Source organism: Arthrobacter sp. NPDC058288 (assembly GCF_042880995.1).
GTDB lineage: Bacteria > Actinomycetota > Actinomycetes > Actinomycetales > Micrococcaceae > Arthrobacter.
This window is the reverse complement of the sequence record NZ_JBHVYH010000008.1, coordinates 147,288-164,713: the sequence shown is the minus strand read 5'-3', so window position 1 is coordinate 164,713 and position 17,426 is coordinate 147,288. Positions and strand designations below refer to the sequence as shown.

At 66.4% G+C, this 17,426-nt stretch carries 14 protein-coding genes, 2 pseudogenes and 1 riboswitch; of the genes and pseudogenes, 10 read left to right on the top strand and 6 right to left on the bottom strand.

All coding sequences use genetic code 11. From position 1 onward, the window contains the following. Positions 1 to 172: 172 nt before the first annotated feature. On the bottom strand, positions 173 to 2,122 hold the full coding sequence (locus ACFVWT_RS18995; protein WP_390250540.1) for a heavy metal translocating P-type ATPase: 1,950 nt from the start codon (positions 2,120 to 2,122) through the stop codon (positions 173 to 175). After that, entirely contained in the window at positions 2,119 to 2,505 is a 387-nt protein-coding gene (locus ACFVWT_RS18990; protein WP_390250538.1) for an ArsR/SmtB family transcription factor, read from the bottom strand. Before ACFVWT_RS18990 ends, ACFVWT_RS18995 begins: the two co-directional genes overlap by 4 nt. 136 nt (positions 2,506 to 2,641) lie before the next feature. Here ACFVWT_RS18990 and ACFVWT_RS18985 point away from each other — a divergent pair, with 136 nt between their 5' ends. From ACFVWT_RS18985 to ACFVWT_RS18940, 10 genes and pseudogenes are all read left to right on the top strand, one after another. Beyond that, the gene (locus ACFVWT_RS18985) at positions 2,642 to 3,391 is read left to right on the top strand and encodes a cytochrome c biogenesis CcdA family protein (protein WP_390250536.1); all 750 of its coding nucleotides are present in this window, start codon (positions 2,642 to 2,644) and stop codon (positions 3,389 to 3,391) included. 16 nt (positions 3,392 to 3,407) lie between these two features. Then, the gene (locus ACFVWT_RS18980; RefSeq protein WP_390250534.1) at positions 3,408 to 4,034 is read left to right on the top strand and encodes a TlpA family protein disulfide reductase; all 627 of its coding nucleotides are present in this window, start codon (positions 3,408 to 3,410) and stop codon (positions 4,032 to 4,034) included. Between the two features lie 391 nt (positions 4,035 to 4,425). Then, complete coding sequence (lgt, locus tag ACFVWT_RS18975; RefSeq protein ID WP_390250532.1) at positions 4,426 to 5,382, top strand: prolipoprotein diacylglyceryl transferase; 957 nt, start codon at positions 4,426 to 4,428, stop codon at positions 5,380 to 5,382. Position 5,383: 1 nt separating this feature from the next. Next, positions 5,384 to 6,378, top strand: a pseudogene (locus tag ACFVWT_RS18970) (arsenic resistance protein). A gap of 235 nt (positions 6,379 to 6,613) precedes the next feature. Further along, entirely contained in the window at positions 6,614 to 8,119 is a 1,506-nt protein-coding gene (locus ACFVWT_RS18965) for an alkaline phosphatase (RefSeq protein ID WP_390250530.1), read from the top strand. 64 nt (positions 8,120 to 8,183) lie between these two features. Next, positions 8,184 to 8,717, top strand: coding sequence for a hypothetical protein (locus tag ACFVWT_RS18960; RefSeq protein ID WP_390250528.1), 534 nt, complete (start codon positions 8,184 to 8,186; stop codon positions 8,715 to 8,717). Positions 8,718 to 9,369: 652 nt separating this feature from the next. Continuing rightward, the gene (locus ACFVWT_RS18955; protein ID WP_390250526.1) at positions 9,370 to 9,864 is read left to right on the top strand and encodes a DUF3093 domain-containing protein; all 495 of its coding nucleotides are present in this window, start codon (positions 9,370 to 9,372) and stop codon (positions 9,862 to 9,864) included. Between the two features lie 65 nt (positions 9,865 to 9,929). After that, positions 9,930 to 10,724, top strand: a pseudogene (locus ACFVWT_RS18950) (IS5 family transposase); the annotation flags it as partial. A 536-nt stretch (positions 10,725 to 11,260) separates the two neighbouring features. Continuing rightward, positions 11,261 to 11,503, top strand: a riboswitch (cyclic di-AMP (ydaO/yuaA leader). Position 11,504: 1 nt separating this feature from the next. Then, the gene (locus tag ACFVWT_RS18945) at positions 11,505 to 12,329 is read left to right on the top strand and encodes a M23 family metallopeptidase (RefSeq protein WP_390250524.1); all 825 of its coding nucleotides are present in this window, start codon (positions 11,505 to 11,507) and stop codon (positions 12,327 to 12,329) included. 312 nt (positions 12,330 to 12,641) lie between these two features. After that, on the top strand, positions 12,642 to 13,004 hold the full coding sequence (locus ACFVWT_RS18940) for a hypothetical protein (RefSeq protein WP_390250522.1): 363 nt from the start codon (positions 12,642 to 12,644) through the stop codon (positions 13,002 to 13,004). Between the two features lie 238 nt (positions 13,005 to 13,242). Here ACFVWT_RS18940 and ACFVWT_RS18935 read toward each other — a convergent pair whose 3' ends face one another. The 4 genes from ACFVWT_RS18935 to ACFVWT_RS18920 form a co-directional block, all read right to left on the bottom strand. Continuing rightward, positions 13,243 to 15,750 carry a heavy metal translocating P-type ATPase gene (locus ACFVWT_RS18935; RefSeq protein WP_390250520.1) on the bottom strand — a complete coding sequence of 836 codons (2,508 nt, stop codon included), beginning with the start codon at positions 15,748 to 15,750 and terminating at the stop codon, positions 13,243 to 13,245. Positions 15,751 to 15,818: 68 nt separating this feature from the next. Further along, positions 15,819 to 16,127, bottom strand: coding sequence for a zf-TFIIB domain-containing protein (locus ACFVWT_RS18930; RefSeq protein WP_390250518.1), 309 nt, complete (start codon positions 16,125 to 16,127; stop codon positions 15,819 to 15,821). Next, positions 16,124 to 16,564: an ArsR/SmtB family transcription factor gene (locus ACFVWT_RS18925; protein ID WP_390250516.1), complete on the bottom strand. Its 441-nt coding sequence runs from the start codon at positions 16,562 to 16,564 to the stop codon at positions 16,124 to 16,126. Before ACFVWT_RS18925 ends, ACFVWT_RS18930 begins: the two co-directional genes overlap by 4 nt. A gap of 79 nt (positions 16,565 to 16,643) precedes the next feature. Beyond that, entirely contained in the window at positions 16,644 to 17,381 is a 738-nt protein-coding gene (locus tag ACFVWT_RS18920; protein WP_390250514.1) for a ZIP family metal transporter, read from the bottom strand. Positions 17,382 to 17,426: the final 45 nt, after the last annotated feature.

Genomic DNA, 17,426 nt, shown 5'->3' with positions numbered 1-17,426 from the left:
TTGCCTCGAATACTCTCGAGTCCAACTTTCGGGGACCAGCTCAGTGGAGAGCGTCGCCTCAGCCAGGGCTTCGATGAGAAGGTCCGCGGCCTCACGAGTAGGGCAATCCCGGTTCGCTTCGCTGTCACGGTGGCCGGCGGCGTCACCGAAGGGGTTGCCGGGGTTTGGGCGCTCATGCTGCCGGTTCCAGGGCCGGTGCCGGCTTCGCAGGCTGCAGAGCGGGCCGACTAATCCGTCCGGCGCGGACGCCGTTGGCGATCACGACGATTTCGGCGAGTTCGTGGATGAGGACCACGGCGGCCAGGCCGAGCGCACCGAACAGTGCCAGCGGGATCAGGATCGCGATCAGCAGCAGGGACAGGCCGACGTTCTGGAGCATGATGGACCGGGTCCTGCGTGCGTGGTCCAGGACCTGGGGGAGGTGGTGCAGGTCTTCGCCCATGAGTGCGATGTCGGCGGTTTCGATCGCGACGTCGGTGCCCATGGTGCCCATGGCGATGCCGGTGTCGGCGGTGGCCAGGGCCGGGGCGTCGTTGACGCCGTCCCCGACCATGGCGGTGGGCTGCCGGGTCTGGAGCGTGCGGATGATTGCTGCTTTGTCTTCCGGGCGGAGGTCGGCGTGGACTTCGGTGATGCCCGCTTCTTTGCCGAGGGCGGTGGCGGTGATGGTGTTGTCACCGGTCAGCATGGCTGTGGTGTAGCCGGAGGCGGTGAGCCGGGCGATGACGTCGCGGGCTTCGGGGCGCAGTTCGTCGCGGACGGCGACGGCGCCGATGACGTTGCCGTCGGATTCGATGAGGACAGCGGTGGCGCCTGCGTGCTGCATCCGTTCAACCTCTGCGGCCAGCGGCCCGGGGTTAATCCAACCGGGACGGCCCAGGCGGACGGTCTTTCCATCGAGAAGGCCCTGCAGGCCTGCGCCGGGGATGGTGTCCACGTCGGTGACAGCGGCCCGGTCCTGAGTGGCGGCGAGGATGGCGCGGGCGAGGGGGTGTTCGCTGCGCGCTTCCAGCCCGGCTGCGAGGGCGAGCACCTGCTCCCGGGTGCTGGTGCCGGTGGCGGCGACGTCGATCACGGCGGGCTTGTTCCGGGTCAGGGTGCCGGTTTTGTCCAGGGCGATGGTGCGGATTTTGCCGAGGGTTTCCAGGGCGCCGCCGCCCTTGATGAGCACGCCGATGCGGCTGGCGGCACCGACGGACGCGACCACGGTGACGGGCACTGAGATGGCCAGCGCACAGGGCGAGGCCGCGACGAGCACAACGAGGGCGCGTTCGAACCAGAGCAGGGGTTCGCCGATGATGAAGCCGAAGGCGATGATCAGGGCGGCGGCGATCAGGATGCCGGGGACGAGCTTTTTGGCGATGTTGTCGGCCAGTCGCTGTCCGGGTCCCTTGCGGGACTGCTCGGCCTCGACGATGTGCACGATGCGGGCCAGCGAGTTGTTCTCCGCGGTGCTGGTGACTTCGACCTCGAGCGGGCCGGTGCCGTTGATGGATCCGGCGTAGACCTCGGTTCCCGGGCAGGCCTCCACCGGCACGGATTCCCCGGTCAACGCGGAGGTATCCAGGGAGGTGCGCCCGGTGATGATCGTGCCGTCGGTGGCGAGCCGTTCACCGGGCCGGACGATCATCCGGTCCCCGGGGACCAGCTCGGCCGGCGCGACCGTGATTTCGGCGCCGTCGCGCAGCACGGTCGCTTCGGCGGGGACCAGGTCCAGCAGTGCGCGCAGGCCGCGGCGGGTTTTCGCCAGCGAGTATTCCTCCAGGCCCTCGGAGATCGCGTAGAGGAAGGCGAGCATGGCTGCTTCCTCGAACTGGCCCAGGGCGACGGCGCCGGCCGCGGCGATCGTCATCAGGGTGCCCACGCCGATTTTGCCCTTGACCAGGCGCCGGAGGGTGGATGGGACGAACGTCCACGCCGCTATCAGCAGCGCTCCGATTTCCAGCGGCAGGCGCAGCCATTCGGGGCTGCCGGTCAGGGAGGTGATCCATGCTGCGAGGAGCAGCACACCGGAGACCGCGGCGGCCTGGATCTCGCTGACCTGCCAGAACCCCAGGGCTTCCTCTGCCTCTTCGGATTCGGTTTCGGGCTTGTCGTCGCTGCAGCCGCAGGCGTCGCTCATCGGGTGTTCTCCTTCGTCAATGTCGTAACGGTGCTGCCGGTGCCGTAGTTCGGGCACAGGCTGACCTCGTTGCCGGTGGCGGCCAGCAGGACCTCGGCCTGGGCCAGCATGTCCATCAGTTCCGGGCGGGCTAGTGAGTAGTGCACGCTGCGGCCCTGGACCCGGCCCGTCACCAGGCCGCAGTCGCGCAGGCACGCCACGTGTGCCGAGACCGTGGACTGGGCCAGGCCCAGCTCGCGGGTCAGCTCACTGACCCGCAGCTCCCCGCCGGCCATCCGCTTCACAATGCTCAACCGGGTCGGGTCACTGAGGGAACGGAACAACGCCGCGGCGGGCGTCAGTTCCCCGCACTCCACCGTCGCAACGTCACTTTGAATCGTCATTTGACGATGATACCGCATATTTTTGATGTTATCGCCGGTTTCCCGTATTGTCGATGGGGGTCGTGGAGGCCCGGCCCGAACGTGCGGCCGCGGCCGGACGGCCGGGTACTTTCCGACATGAACTAAGGAGACCCTGTTGAGCATTGGCGGGTATTTCGCCGAGATGGTGCAGTCAGGGGCGCTGTTGGTGGCGATGCCGCTGGCCGTCACCGCGGGCACCGTCTCGTTCATCTCGCCCTGCATCCTGCCGTTGGTGCCAGGGTATCTGGGGTATGTCTCGGGATTGACCGATCCCGGCCGGCCGGACAACCGGCGCCGGGTCCTGACCGGCGTCGGGCTGTTCATCCTCGGATTCGCCGCCGTGTTCACGCTCTACGGGGCGGCGTTCGGGGTGATCGGCGGCTGGCTGCTGCAGTGGCAGGACACGCTGATCCGTGCCCTGGGCGTCTTTGTCGTGTTCATGGGCCTGGTCCTGGTCGGTGGTTTCTCGTTCCTGCAGACCACCCGAAAGCTGTCCTTTAAACCCCGGAGCGGGGCCGCGGGCGCCCCGCTGCTGGGGATTGTCTTTGGCCTGGGCTGGACCCCGTGCATGGGTCCGACCCTCAGCGCCGTCCTGGCGTTGAGCACCAGCACCGGTGACCCCTGGCGCGGGGCCCTGCTGGGATTCCTGTACTGCATGGGCCTGGGGATCCCCTTCGTGCTGGTGGCTTTGGGCCTGAACTGGGTGACCAGAACGCTCGGCTTCGTCCGCCGGCACATCCGTGCCTTCAACATCATCGGCGGTTCCCTGCTCATCCTCGTCGGGGTCCTGATGGTCTCCGGGATCTGGATGCTCTGGATCTACCAGCTACAGAACCTCGCCGCCACCATCACCACGCCCGTCTGACCCGGAAGACCAGGACATGAACACCAACGACCCCGCCGTTGCCCCGGCAGCCCCGCTCCCGGGACGGCGCGGACTGCTGCTCGGTGCGGCGTCCGCCGTCCTTCTTCTGGCTGGATGTGCCGCCCCCGACACTCTGGCCGCCCAGGCCAGGGCCGGGGATAACAAGAACTACATCGCCGGGGACGGTTCCGTCTCCGAATACGCCCCTGACGGCCGGGGAGCCCCGGTGGAGATGATCGGAACGCTCTTCGACGGCGAAGAGATCAAGTCTGCCGGCTGGAAAGGGAACGTCACGGTCCTGAATGTCTGGTACGCCGCCTGCGCACCCTGCCGGAAGGAAGCCCCCGACTTGGAGGCCCTGCACCAGGAATTCAAGAGCGAGGGCGTGCCTTTCTACGGGATCAACGTCCGCGACACCGCCGCGACCGCGGCAGCGTTCGAGCGCACCTTCGGCACGACCTATCCGAGCTTCAACGATGCCGACGGCCGTGTACTGCTGGCCCTGGCCGACCACGTGCCGCCGCGGGCGGTGCCCACGACCCTTGTCCTGGACCGGCAGGGCAGGGTCGCGGCCCGGGTCCTTGGCCTCGCGGAAAAGAGCACGCTCAAAGCCCTCATCAGCAGCGCGCTGAAGGAGGCCTGAGCCGTGACAGGAACGATGAGGTCGATGCCGACCCGTCGCGGGTCGGCAGAGAGCTGCGGCGTTCCCGTGCGGGCGGGCCAGAAAGCTATCGGATCCCCGCCCGGGGACCGTTCATGAGCGAGGGTTTCCTCGGTTTCTGCTCGATGCCCGCACGGCCCGGCACCAGGGCAGCGGGGCGATCTCCCACCGGCAGCGCAGCCGGCTGGCTGACATGGTCGCCTACGCCCGGGCCCGCTCACCGTGGGATTCATAGTCCGTGGTCATCCGTTCAGGGTTCCCGGAGCATGCCGATGAGCCGGACGGCTCCTTTCCTGCGGTCGACCCATCCGGGGCCGTAGGGCCGCCACCTGGAGGGGCGAAGTCCCCTTCCCCCTTTAAGAGACAGGTTCCCATGCGACCTTCAGTACTGCCGGGTTTCTACATACCCTCACCCACGATCAGCGCCTTCGAAATCGGGCCGCTGACGATCCGTTTCTATGCCCTCTGCATCCTGGCGGGAATCGTCTTCGGCACCTGGCTGACGGCCCGCCGTCTCCGTGCCCGCGGCGGCACGACGGCACAGGCACTGGACATCATCATGTGGGCTGTTCCGTTCGGCATTCTCGGCGGCAGGCTTTACCACGTCATCACGGACAACCAGCTGTATTTCGGGCCAGGCAAAGACCCTTGGGGGGCTTTGCGTATTTGGGAAGGAGGGCTCGGGATCTGGGGCGCCGTCGCCCTGGGGCTGGTCGGTGCCGCCATCGGGGCGCGGCGCAGCGGGATCCGCCTTGCAGTATTCGCCGACGCTGCCGCCCCTGGCCTGCTCCTGGCCCAGGCCCTGGGCCGGTGGGGCAACTGGTTCAACAACGAACTGTACGGGGAGCCGACGGACCTGCCATGGAGACTCCAGATCCACACCATGAATCCCGCCACGGGCCAGACGGTAAGGGCTCCGGACGGGAGGTTGGAGGTCCTGGGATACTTCCAGCCGACATTTCTCTACGAGTCGCTGTGGTGTGCGGCGGCCGCGGCCGCGCTGCTGGTCCTTGACCGCAGGTACAGGTTCGGAGCCGGATCGGTTTTCGCCCTCTATGTCGTTTTCTACACCGCCGGCCGTTTTGGTTTCGAACTGATGCGCTCCGACTACGCCAACACGATTCTGGGCCTGCGCGTGAACACCTGGGTAAGCGCTTTGCTCTTTCTCGCCGGCCTCGGTGCCTTCCTGGCGCTCAGATCCCGCCCGCGGTCCACGGCGGGGGCAGAAGACATAACGCCCATCGACGGTTCCGCCGACCTGCCTGATGGGAAGCCTCACAAGCAACCCGGAAGAAACGACAGGTCAGATGCGATGGATCCCACCGCCTAGCATGGGCACTGTGAAGAAACGGGACCTCCCTGCCTGGATGGAACACCATCAGATCGGGTTGTATCTGGCCGCCATCGCGCTGGGCTGTGGTGCCGGTGTCCTTGCCCCGGGATCCGCCGGGGCGCTGGAACAATGGATCTATCCGGTCCTCGGGCTGTTGCTCTACGCGACGTTTCTGGGCATCCCCTTTGCCTCCATCGGCAAGGCCGCCCGGGATCTGCGGTTCCTGGCAACGGTGCTGGTTCTGAACTTCGTGGCCGTTCCGGTAGTGGTGTTCGGCCTGTCCCGGTTCATCGCCGGGGACCAGGCTCTGCTGGTTGGGTCCTGCTCGTGCTCCTGACCCCGTGCATCGATTACGTCATCGTGTTTACCGGGTTGGCCGGCGGGTCCAGCGACCGGCTGCTGGCCGCGGCGCCGGTGCTGATGCTGGCCCAGATGCTTCTGCTGCCGGTGTACCTGATGGTCTTCGCGGGCCCGGAGGTGGTGTCGGTCATTGACCCGGCACCCTTCGTTGAGGCCCTGATCGTTCTGATCATCATCCCACTGGCCGCAGCGGCGCTGACCCAGGCGCTGGCCGACAGAACCAGCCTGGGACGGGGCGTCACGGCCGTAATGCAGGTCCTGATGGTTCCGCTGATGATGGCCACCCTGGCAGTGGTGGTCGGCTCGCAGATCGCCGGTGTGGGCCAGGAACTGGGCACGCTGGTCACCGTGGTTCCTCTCTATGTGGTGTTCCTGGTGGTGATGGCGCCGCTTGGCTTGCTGGCGGCCAGGGCCGCCGGTCTCGATGTCGCCGCCACCAGGGCCGTCGTCTTCAGCGGCGCGACACGCAACTCCCTGGTCGTGCTCCCGCTCGCGCTGGCCCTTCCCGGCCCGTTGTCCCTGGCCGCGCTGGTCGTTGTCACCCAGACGCTCATCGAACTGATCGGCATGGTCCTCTACGTCCGGGTCCTGCCCCTGATCGTCCGCGCGGATCCCGGCCCGCGGCTGATCTGAAGTGCCGGGTCCATTCCGGAGCGCCGGTTGAGTTGAAACCGTGGGCCGTGGATCCGGGTTGGCCGGGTCAGGATCCGCGGTTCCCGGCGGACACCACGAGCCGTTTCCGGGCTGTTCACCCTGCGGTCATGTGAGGGCCAGCTAAAGGTCGCACCTGGGCCGCCGTTCGCTCCTAGGATCCGTGTGGCGTCTTCGGACGCCACCACACATTCGTACCTCTTCCTGGAGACACCTGATGCGACGCACTCTTCCTTTGCTTGGCTCCGCCGGCGCCATCCTGGCCGCCGCCGTGTCCGTCACGGTACTGGCCGGCCCTGCCGGCCCCGCCACGGCAGCCCCGGACGGCAACAACGGCCGAACCAAGAATGTTATCTATCTCGTCGGTGACGGCATGGGCCGCACCCACGTCACCGCCGCCCGGGAACGCTTCTACGGGGCCGGGGGCAAACTGGTCATGGAGACACTCCCGGCCCAGGGCTACGTCAGCACCTACGCCGTGGAGAAGAACTCCGGCCAGCCCGGCGAAGCGGGGTTCACACCCTACGCCGTCACCGACTCCGCATCAGCGGCCACCGCCTGGGCTTCCGGTGTGAAGACCTACAACGCCGCCCTGGGCGTGGACGCCAGGGGCACCGTCGTGCCGACCGCGATGGAACTGGCCAAAAAGGCCGGCTACCGCACCGGGAACGTCTCGACAGCCGAAATCACCGACGCCACCCCCGCCAGCCAGATGAGCCACGCCCTGGCCCGCGGCTGCCAGGGCCCGGTCTACTCCGCGGCGGCTTGCCAGGACACCGCCCTCACCGGGGCGGCCCTGCCCACCAGTGACGCCCGGGTTACCCCGATCGCCGATCAGATCGCCCGCAACGGCACCGCCGATGTCATCTTCGGTGGCGGACTGGGACGCTTCGACGCCGCTGACGAAACCGCGTTGAAGGAGCAGGGCTACTCGGTGCTGGGTTCGGCAGCAAGCCAGATTCCTGCCACCCGCACCGACCTGAACGCAGCGTCCGGGGATAAGGTCTTCGCCCTGTTCAACAAGGGCAACCTCACCGTGGAAAAAACCAAGCAGGACAACCCGTCCGCTCCCCAGGCACAGGAACCCGCCCTCCCGGAAATGACCAGGAAGGCCATTGAACTGCTGGACAAAAAACAGGGCGCCAACGGCAACGGCTTCTACCTGCAGGTCGAAGGCGCACTGATCGACAAGCGCTCCCACGCCAACGACGCCGCCCAGGCCCTGGAGGAAATCAAGGCCTTCGACGACTCCGTGGCTGCCGCGCTGGACTTCGCCAAGAAGGACGGCAACACCCTGGTGATCGTGACCGCAGACCACGAAACCGCCGGTTTCAACATCATCGAAAAGGGCTCCTTCACCAACGCCGAAGCAGCCGCGCCCCCGGCAAATGTGGACAGCGGCAACACCGCGAACAACTCCACCCCGTCACGGTCCGGCGGGAACGTCAAGGACCCGGCCCGCTCCACCGGCATCATCAACGGCATCGGCGCAGCGGACCCGCGCAACTTCGCCCCGGCCACCTTCCGCACCCCGAACGATCCGGCCGAGGTCAAGGACGGCTCCAAGGAAGCCAGCCTGTGGCTGACCTACATGTCCGGCAACCACACCGGAGCCGACGTTCCCGTCTACGCCTACGGCCCAGGGTCCGGCCAGCTCCAGGGCAGCGTGGACAACACCGACCTGTTCGACATCGTGGGCAACGCCCTGCGCGTCCCGCGCTGACCTGACCAGCACCCTCGGGGGTCCGGGAATCCTCCCGGACCCCCGGAGAATGAGACTAAAAACTATGCTCCGCCGCCGATTCATTCTGCCTGCCGGCCTGCTCATCACAGCTTTGGCCTTGACCACGTTCGTCCTCATCACAGCACAGCAACCCTCCGGACAGGCGGTAACCGTCCCCGGCCCGGTATCCGCGGCAGCCAGGACCAGCTTTCCCGGGTTGGCGGCGGCCGGCGGCGAGCCGGACCTGCCGGGTCTTCACGCCCCGGGGCCGGGGACAGGCCAGGTCGTACAGATTCCTGGACCGCTCGATGACAGGTTCGTGCTCGAAGGCCTGGCCTTCAACGGTTCCGCGGTCAGCGGCACCGTCAGGACAACCGGCACCCTCAGCGACCTTCTCGACCTCCAGGTTCTGGCCGGCTTCTACGATGACAGAGGCAGCCTGCTAGGCACAGCACGCTTCGTCCACCACCGCGGAAGCGAAGAAACGCACCCCGACGCCCCCGAAGGACACCAGGAGTTCGCCATCTCCGTTCCCGCCCAATACCAGGGCGCGGCCGTCTCCGCAGCGGTCGGCGTGCCCGTCCTCGTCAACGAATAACGAGCTCCTGCCACGGGAGGCCGGCCATGCTGGTCTGCGGCCGGCCGTGGAAATTCGGGTCCGGCCGAACGCATCTTTGCTCGGGCGACGCCGGACAACCAGAAGTCTGGGCCGGCTGCCTCCGGGCATGCCGGGCAGGTTCCGAACAAGACGAAGCCTGCAACAAGCTCACAGCCGGCCGCTGTTAGGGCGTCGTGCTGGGCTTCGGGGTGCTGGTCATGGGTGGAGACCCGCACATATCCGATACGCGTCCCCAAAGATGTATCAGTAACCCGGCTGGACGTTACATAGGAGGGTACACGCGAAGCATTACAAATGAGGCTCCGTGCTTCCGCCCTTCTTCGAACTCGACTTTGAGTGTATTGCGAACGATCGTTACCGGACGCCAACAATGACTAAGCGTTAGATTTTGTGCGCATTGGTCCTGGACGGCGGGGACTCACGCTCACGGACCCGTCATTGAGTTCGCGAGGGGCACCAGCTTGGGGTTGTCCTCTATTGGGTGGGTTGGGCGGTAAAGGTGTAGGTGACCGGGGCCTTTACACCACGCTAATGGACGTAACCCCGGCCCCGGGCGCGGGGCCGGTGGCGCACGGGGCGCCACGGCCGCCGCCAAGATGAAATAGCCCGGGAAAAGTGGAAAGCTGGCTGTATGCCTGAATCCAGTGGAGCTGCGCCTGCCCAAAAGAGCGCACCCGGTGACGCCAGCGTTCTTTACACCGAGAAGCTCTGGCCGAACTTCTGGATCTGGCTGGTCTCCGCGGGCTTCTCTAGCGCCGGAATCCTGATTCTGGCGCCCATCAGCATCGCGGCCGGGATCACCGGAGCTATTGTGCTGTTCGCCATCATTTTCGTAGTGCTGGTCCGCTCCACCCCGACAATCCAGGTGACCGGGTCAACGCTGCGTGTGGGCCGGGCCACGATCGAACGGAGCTTCGTCGGCACCACGACGGCGTTCCGCCGCGCCGAAGCGACGGCGGAACGCGGCACCCGTCTCAATGGCCTGGCGTTTCTGTGCATCCGTGGCTGGGTGGATCCGGTGGTCCGGATCGAGATCACCGATCCCTCCGACCGGACCCCGTACTGGCTGGCGTCCACCCGGCACCCCGACCAGCTGATCGCGGCCCTGTCAGCCCAGCGGCACTAGGGCGTGTCTCCTAAATACGCGGGCCGGTGGCTGGAATCCTTTGAGGGTGTCACGAACAGCTCTCCCTAAGTGATGATCAGTTGTCCCGGATCGAGCCTCTACTTCCCAGCTCGGAGGGGCGGAGAGGGCGGCCGTTCCGGGGCCACCGCCAGGTCGTCGAAGGAATTATCTACCGATACCGGGGTGGGATCGCGTGGCGGGACCTGCCCGCGGAGTTCGGCCCATGGCAGACGGTCTGGAAGCGGCATCGCCGTTTCGCCGCGGACGGAATCTGGGACCGGATTTTCAGCCGAGTCCTGGCGGAGGCCGACGCCGCAGGGCTGATCGATTGGACCGTCCCTGTCGCCTCGACCATTGATCGGGCCCAACCAACACGGGACGAACCTTCCCCCGTGCCACAGGGGGGAACTTCCGAATTACAAGAAACTGTTTGAAGAACCACTGGACCACGCCATCGGGCGTTCCCGCGGAGGCCTGAGTACTAGGATCCATCGTGCCTGTGACGGGAAAGGTCGACCCCTGGCGATTCTGGCACCGGCCAGGCGTAGACTCGCCGATGTTCCCTGCTCTTATGCACGCGGTATGCGTACTCGTCCCGCGCGAACCTGACTCTGCTGCGGACCCGACGCATCAAAGCTGTGATCCCGGAGCCTTCGGGTCAGATCGGGCACCGAAAGCGTCGCGGCTCCCGCGGCGGCTGACCCGTGCACTTCGACTCCCAGGCCTACAAAGGCCGCAACAGCGTCGAACGGTCCTTCAGCCTCTTCAAGCAATGTCGAGCAATCGCAACCCTCTACGACTCGCTCTCACCTACCGTGCTGGAGTCGTCGTGCGTCGTCGTTATCTGGCTGCGTCAATAGGGAGAAACGACCTAGCCCTGGGTTCGCTCAATGTCCCCGGAGGGCTTGTGGATTACCAGCCCGCTGTCCTGCAGCTTTCTGACTATGCCGAGGCCGACGGGTTGGCGACCTTGAGACGGGCCGCCAGCTGGGTCGACCTGATCGGAGTGAGCTGCCACTCCGAGAACTTATAGATCGCTTCAACATTCTTCGACACGGGAAGAAGCAGCACACTGTCCTACATTTGACAACTGTTCCAAGCAACAGATCCGGCGTCGACAGACCATGGATCCCAGTTCCGAATGACGGCGTTCGCAACATCGGGATTGATTGTCACGGACGACAGGATGCACTCAACCCATCCCGAACGACCACTCGATTACTCCAAGGTCGCTTCCGTGCCTGAGCCAACCCTTCGGCGTAGTCCGCGGCGCATCGTTCGCGCCAGATGCTCTTCCCACCGGGCGCAGTGACGTGCCGTTCCGGAAGATAACGGATTTATTACCGTCGGATTTGTCGACTAGTATTTGAGTTCAAGCATCGATACCAAAGCGTTACCTGATCCGGAGCCGAGCTCTGCCAGCGGATCAGGTGCACGAGTCATCAACTGGCAGAGGCGGAGGAACCACAATCGGCAGTCTCGGGACTGCCTTGGGGTGAAGTCCGTCAGCAGCAAGCCCTCTTCGAGCAACGTTCCTCATGGACATCTTTGCGCAGGGTGCTTGTTACGGCGGACCGGGTCTTTGAACTCTCTGACCCGAATCCGACAGCTAACTTCGCAGGCTATCCAGAGAGGAAAACTTGGCCACGCAATACCCCAGGGGCCGTCGCCGCGCGACAGGCCCCGTTCCGGCGCTCCGGACGATCGAGGCGTTTACCGCGGCCAGGCCCCGCGATCCGCACAGGGAAGCACGCCGCCGCCGGGGGCCCTTCCGCCAGATCACTGATTTCGCCGGTGCCAGTGGCATGGGCCAGAAGGCCGGCATCGCGTTGGCAGCCACGGGCCTGGTACTCACCGTGAGCGTTCCGGTGACCGGCCCGGTGATGGCATCGCAACAACCTGGCCAGGGCGCGTCCGCCGTTTTTGCCGACGCCCAGCCTGAAATTTCCGCCGCCGCCGGCGCCGAGATAAGCTTCAGCCGCTCCGCCGTTGGCACACAGGCGGACCCGGACCGCAAGCTGAAACAGCTACTCAGTGCCCAATCGGCCGGTTCCATCACCCGCGCAGCCTCCGCCGGAACTCTTGTCGCTCCATTGGCTGCGATGACCACGGTTTCGCCTTTCGGGTACCGGGTCAGTCCCATCACGGCCGGTTCAGGGGATTTCCATCGGGGCCAGGACCTCGTGGCGCAGTGCGGCACTTCCGTCGCGGCCGCTGCTACAGGCACAGTCACCTTCGCGGGTTGGCACCCGTATGGCGGAGGGAACCGCGTGGTCGTGGATCACGGCAATGGTCTGAAAACCACATACAATCACCTGTCTTCCTTCAACGTGACCCAGGGACAGACAGTGTCCCGGGGGGACGTTGTGGCCTTCAGCGGGACCACGGGCGCCTCCACCGGCTGCCACCTCCACTTCGAGGTGGAAGTCAACGGCGAAGTTGTCGACCCGAACGGCTGGCTCTAAAGTCAACTGTTGCCCAGGCCTCCTCAAACCATTGACGGTGCTATCTGCCCGCAAGGCCAGGAAGAACACCAGCGCACGGGCCGCAGCGAAGTGGACCCGCCGGGACGGTCGGCATTGGCGGTTTGTCCCCGACCCGCCGGTGCTTAGCGTGGTGAACGCGGCGACGCTTGTGGGGTAGGGACAGCTACAGGAGTACCGGGCCAAACAGGCAAAATTGAGTGTCCTGAAGGTGGTTCCCGGGAGCAGATCAATGCCCGGTGGTCCGCTGCGCCGGCCGATAGAGCGCCCCGGGTGCCGCGACACGATGGGAGGATGAAGCGTCGTCTTGCCGCCCTGATCGGTGTCCCGTTCCTTCTCATGATGGCCGGCTGTGGCCAGGTGCAGGACGCCGCGAAAGGCATCGCCAGCGATACCGCCTCACAGGCAGCCACGGCCGCCGCCGACGTGGTACGGGGCCAGATCTGCTCGCCGCTGCAGGACGGTCAGCTCAGCGCGCAGGATAAGCAGGTCCTCTCAGGCCTGCTCTCTGCAGCGAGGGCCGCCGGCGTCCCGGCCGAAGTCATCACTCCGTTGGAGGAGATCGCCAAGGCCGGGGACCAGGTGCCGCCCGCCTCGGTCACGGCATTGCTCCAGGCGTGCGGCATCACACCGACCCCAACACCCACGAGCACGTAGCGCCACCGCACCCCGTGCCGGGACGCAAACCCCGGCCCTGCGTGCAAGGCGATGGCGGAAACCGCGGGAGCGTGGTCGATAGTCTTCTGCTGTGGGGATCTTGCTGCGGCCGCGGGCCCCACGGGAAGTAGCGGGCGCTAATGAGGGGCCCGACGCCCTCTTCTCCAGCCAAACCGCGTCCATCATCACCGGTGAAAGCAGGACTCCTGCTGTGCCGGACCGTGACATTGAAGGACCGCTATGTGGTTTTGGGTTCGCGGTAGGCCAGGAGGCGGAGGGCGTTGGCGACGACGAGCAGGGTGGATCCTTCGTGGATCAGGACGGCGAGGCCGATGCCGATGGTCCCGGTGATGGTGGCCGGAATGAGGATCGCGACAACGCCGAGGCTTGCCCAGAGGTTCTGGCGGATGATCCGGCTGGATTGGCGGCTGAGGTTCACGGCGAAGGGGAGCCGTTCCAGGTCGTCCCCCATGAGGGCTACGTCGGCGGTTTCCATGGCAACGTCGGAGCCGGCGGCGCCCATGGCGATCCCGACGGTGGCGTTGGCCATGGCGGGCGCGTCGTTGACGCCGTCACCGACCATGGCGACCTTGTGTTCGCGGGTGCGCAGGTCGATCACTGCCTTGACCTTGTCTTCGGGCAGCAGGTCCCCGCGGGCTTCGTCGAGTCCGAGCTGGCCGGCGACGGCGTCCGCGACGGTCTGGTTGTCGCCGGAGAGCATGATCATGTGGCGGATGCCGGCCTGGCGGAGCCGGGCAACGACGGGTTCCGCGGAGGTGCGGGGGGTGTCCATGAGGCCCAGGACGCCCAGGTACCGGGTTCCGCGGCGCACGACCATGGTGGTCCGCCCGGAGGCTTCAAGCCGGCCGGTCGTTTCGGTGATGTGCCTGGTCAACGGGGCACCGTCGATTTCGCTGAAGAGCAGTTGTTTGCCGATGTGGACCTCTTCACCGTCGATCAGGGCGCTGACGCCGCGGCCGGTGATGCTGGTGACCGCCCCGGCTTTGATTAAGGGTGTCCCGTCGAGCCGGGCGCGGGCGGCGGTGACGATGGCGGCGGCCAGCGGGTGGTCGCTTTGTGACTCGACGGCGAGGGCGACGGAAAGCAGTTCGGATTCCTTGACGCCGTCGGCCGGTTCGACGTCGGTCATTTCCGGTTTGCCCTCGGTGAGGGTGCCGGTTTTGTCGAAGGCGATCGCCCGCAGGGTGCCGAGGTTTTCCAGGGCGCCGCCGCCCTTGATCAGCAGCCCTCCGCGTGCGGCCCGTGCGAGCCCGCTCAGGACCGCGCTCGGGGTCGAGATTGCCAGGGCGCAGGGGCTGGCGGCGACGAGAACCGCCATTGCCCGGTACAGGGTGGCGGAGAACGGTTCGTCAATGACGAGGCCGGCGAACAGCAGCACGACGACCAAGGTCAGGACCGCGGGGACGAACACCCGCTGGAACCGGTCGGTGAAGCGCTGGGTGGGGGAGGTCTGGGCCTGGGCTTCGCTGACCATCCGCACGACCCGTGCGAGGGTGGAGTCCTTGGACAGCCGGGTGACCTCGATTTCCAGAACCCCGGATCCGTTCACGGTGCCGGCGTAGATTCGGCTTTCCGCGGGGATGTCGTTTTCGCCGCCGGGCGCCTGAGGGGCGAGCGGGGCTTTGTCCACGGGGATGCTTTCGCCGGTCACGGCCGACTGGTCCACGCTGCTTTGGCCGAGGGTGACGTAACCGTCCGAGGGGATGCGGGTGTTGGGTTTGATAATGACGGTGTCACCGACGCGGAGTTCCTCGACCGGGATTTCCTGTTCGGCGCTGCCGCGTCTGACGAGTGCGGTGTCCGGGGCGAGTTCGGCCAGCGCCTGGATGGCCCGGCGTGCCCGTCCCATGGCGTAGCTTTCCAGGGCGTGGCCGATGCTGAACAGGGCCAGCAGCAGGGCGCCTTCGGCCAGGTCCCCGAGTACCGCGGCGCCGGCGGCCGCGACCAGCATGAGGAAGTCGATTTCGAAGCGTTTGGCCATCACCGTCTGGATGGCTTCCTTGGTGGTGTAGTAGCCGCCGAAGAAATACGCTGCGACATACAGGGCAGTGGAAACGGCGTCCGGCACCGCCGGGCTCAGCCCGAGCAGGAAGCCCGTGGCCAGCGTGAGGGCACAGAGCACCGCGAAGATCAGCTCGCTGCGTTCTCCGAAAATCCCGCCGTGCTTATGGTCATGGTCCGCATGCTCTTCATGCTTGTGGTCGTGTTTTTCATGTTTTTCGGCCTCGGCCGGGGCCGCTTCGACGGCACCTGCCGGAGGTGCTTCGGCGGGACGGGGCCGGCGGGTGCGCGGTGGTGTCCCGAACCGCTCCAGCAGCTCCACGATTGCCTGCTCGGAGGTCCGGTCCGCGAGGTATTCGACCGCGACGGACCCGGTGGCGGAGACGTGGGCCTCCGCCACACCGGGCGCGGTGCGCAGCCTTTGTTCGAGCAGCTGGGCCCGGGCGGGCCTGGAGATGCCGTCCACGTCGAGGCTGAGGTGTCCGAAGTCGCTCTCCACCCGGGCCCCCAGGGACAGTGCCAGTTCGCGGATTCGCTGCAGGCTGATGATGTCGGGTTCGAAATGCACGCACAGCTGCGCCGCCCCTTGCCCTTCTTTGACGTGGGCGTCCATGACGCCCTGCCGGGACTGAAGGCCGGCGGTCAGCCGCCGGACGCAGGCATCCTTCTCATCCAGCGCGTCCGGAAGCACGGTGTTCAGGTCAAGTTGTGTGTCGGTGGCCATGGCTGCCGTTCTTCAGGGGCGGGGCAAGGATGTCATTTTGTAGATCGAGGAGCTGCGGTCGGGGGCGTTTAGCCGAAGAGGTCCCCGAGGAACCCGCCGCGCTTGCGGCCGTGTCCGGAGCCGCGGCCGTCGTGGTGGCTATCCCTCCGGTCGTAACCGTAGCCCTGCGGCTGGCCGAACCCGGGGCCCGGGGCCGGCGGTGCGGGCGGTGTGGCGTAGAAGGAGCTCTCGGCGTCGATCAGGGACTCCAGCTCGCCGCGGTCCAGGAAAATGCCGCGGCATCCAAGGCACTGGTCGATGACGATGCCGTTGCGTTCGTAGGGACGCATTTCCGCTCCGCATTTGGGGCAGGTCAGGGCGGCGGGTGAAACGTTCATGAGGACTCCTGATGTTGGGGGTGGGTGGATGGTTCGAATTCGGCCGGGACGGGTGCGCTGATCGCCGGAGAATGGCCCACGTGGGTGATCGCCAGGTCCAGCAGCATCCTGACATGGCTGTCATCCAGCCGGTAGAACACGTGCCTGCCCGAACGGCGGCCCGACACCACGCGCTGGGCCCGCATCAGCCGAAGCGCCTGGCTCACCGAGGACTCACTGAGTCCGGCCACCGAGGCAAGGTCATGCACGCAGATCTCACCGCCCTCAAGCAAAGCAGCGAGGATCCGGACCCGGCCGGGGTCGGCCATCAGCCGGAACACATCCGCCAGACGCTCCACGTCGGCCACCGCCGGCAAGGAACGCCGGAGGACATCGACCCGCGCCTCGTCGTCCCCTGACCCGGTCCCGGATACCGCATGAAAAGCCCGCCTGTTCATATGAATACATTAGCAGTTGATCTGATGTTAGGCGTCGAACCTCCATGGCCACCGGTAAATTACGTCAGATCCCGAGGGGCTACAGGCCGGCCAGGACATAGATGGTGAGGAAGCCGAGGAAGAACATCGCGCCCAGGAACACGGTTTCGGTGTGCTCGTGGGCTTCGGTCAGTAATTCCTCGACCACCAGGTACAGGAGGGCGGCAGCGCCGAGAGCGAGGACGAACGCCAGGACCGGGTGTCCGGCCCCGCCCAGCGCGGCCGCCCCGCCCAGCGCCCCGACCCCGGTGAGTAGCCCCAGTCCGCTGGTCGTGGCCACCGCGCGGATCCGCGACAGGCCGTTCCGCGTCAGGGTGATGGTGACGGACAGGCCGATGAAGAGAATCTCGATGGTCAGGGCAATCGTCAGGATCAGGCCCTGCTGGGCACCCAGTGCCGCTCCCAGTCCCACGAGGAGGCCGTCCAGGAGCAGGTCGATTCCCACCGCGACGAGAAAGCCGACCGGCAGCCCGGTCCCCGATGATTCCTGCTTCCGTTCCAGTGCCCGGCCGAAAGCCCCAAGGGCCAGCATGACCGCGGTCCCGGCGGCGAAGCCGGTGACCGCCCAAGGCAGGCTCCCCTCGTTCCGCAGGTCCGGGAGCACCTCGCCGGCCAGTGCGGCCAGCACGACCCCTGCAGCGAAATGCTGGACAGCGCTGGTGGCCTTCGGTCCCGGCGGACGCAGGACGGCCATGACCGAGCCGAGGATGGCCGCCGCGACGGGGAAGACTACGAATACTGCAGCCTGGGCAATTGCCCCGCCCGGCCCTGTCACCATGTCTTCTCCTCAGGACTTGGGCACCGGAGTGACCGGGCCCCGGGG

Bases quoted from the DNA above. Each gene is read 5' to 3' on its own strand.
- ACFVWT_RS18955 (WP_390250526.1), top strand. From the start codon at position 9,370: ATGCCTGAATCCAGTGGAGCTGCGCCTGCCCAAAAGAGCGCACCCGGT.
- ACFVWT_RS18940 (WP_390250522.1), top strand. From the start codon at position 12,642: ATGAAGCGTCGTCTTGCCGCCCTGATCGGTGTCCCGTTCCTTCTCATG.
- ACFVWT_RS18925 (WP_390250516.1), bottom strand. From the start codon at position 16,564: ATGAACAGGCGGGCTTTTCATGCGGTATCCGGGACCGGGTCAGGGGAC.
- ACFVWT_RS18965 (WP_390250530.1), top strand. From the start codon at position 6,614: ATGCGACGCACTCTTCCTTTGCTTGGCTCCGCCGGCGCCATCCTGGCC.
- ACFVWT_RS18930 (WP_390250518.1), bottom strand. From the start codon at position 16,127: ATGAACGTTTCACCCGCCGCCCTGACCTGCCCCAAATGCGGAGCGGAA.
- lgt (WP_390250532.1), top strand. From the start codon at position 4,426: ATGCGACCTTCAGTACTGCCGGGTTTCTACATACCCTCACCCACGATC.
- ACFVWT_RS18920 (WP_390250514.1), bottom strand. From the start codon at position 17,381: ATGGTGACAGGGCCGGGCGGGGCAATTGCCCAGGCTGCAGTATTCGTA.
- ACFVWT_RS18980 (WP_390250534.1), top strand. From the start codon at position 3,408: ATGAACACCAACGACCCCGCCGTTGCCCCGGCAGCCCCGCTCCCGGGA.
- ACFVWT_RS18960 (WP_390250528.1), top strand. From the start codon at position 8,184: ATGCTCCGCCGCCGATTCATTCTGCCTGCCGGCCTGCTCATCACAGCT.
- ACFVWT_RS18935 (WP_390250520.1), bottom strand. From the start codon at position 15,750: ATGGCCACCGACACACAACTTGACCTGAACACCGTGCTTCCGGACGCG.
- ACFVWT_RS18995 (WP_390250540.1), bottom strand. From the start codon at position 2,122: ATGAGCGACGCCTGCGGCTGCAGCGACGACAAGCCCGAAACCGAATCC.
- ACFVWT_RS18990 (WP_390250538.1), bottom strand. From the start codon at position 2,505: ATGACGATTCAAAGTGACGTTGCGACGGTGGAGTGCGGGGAACTGACG.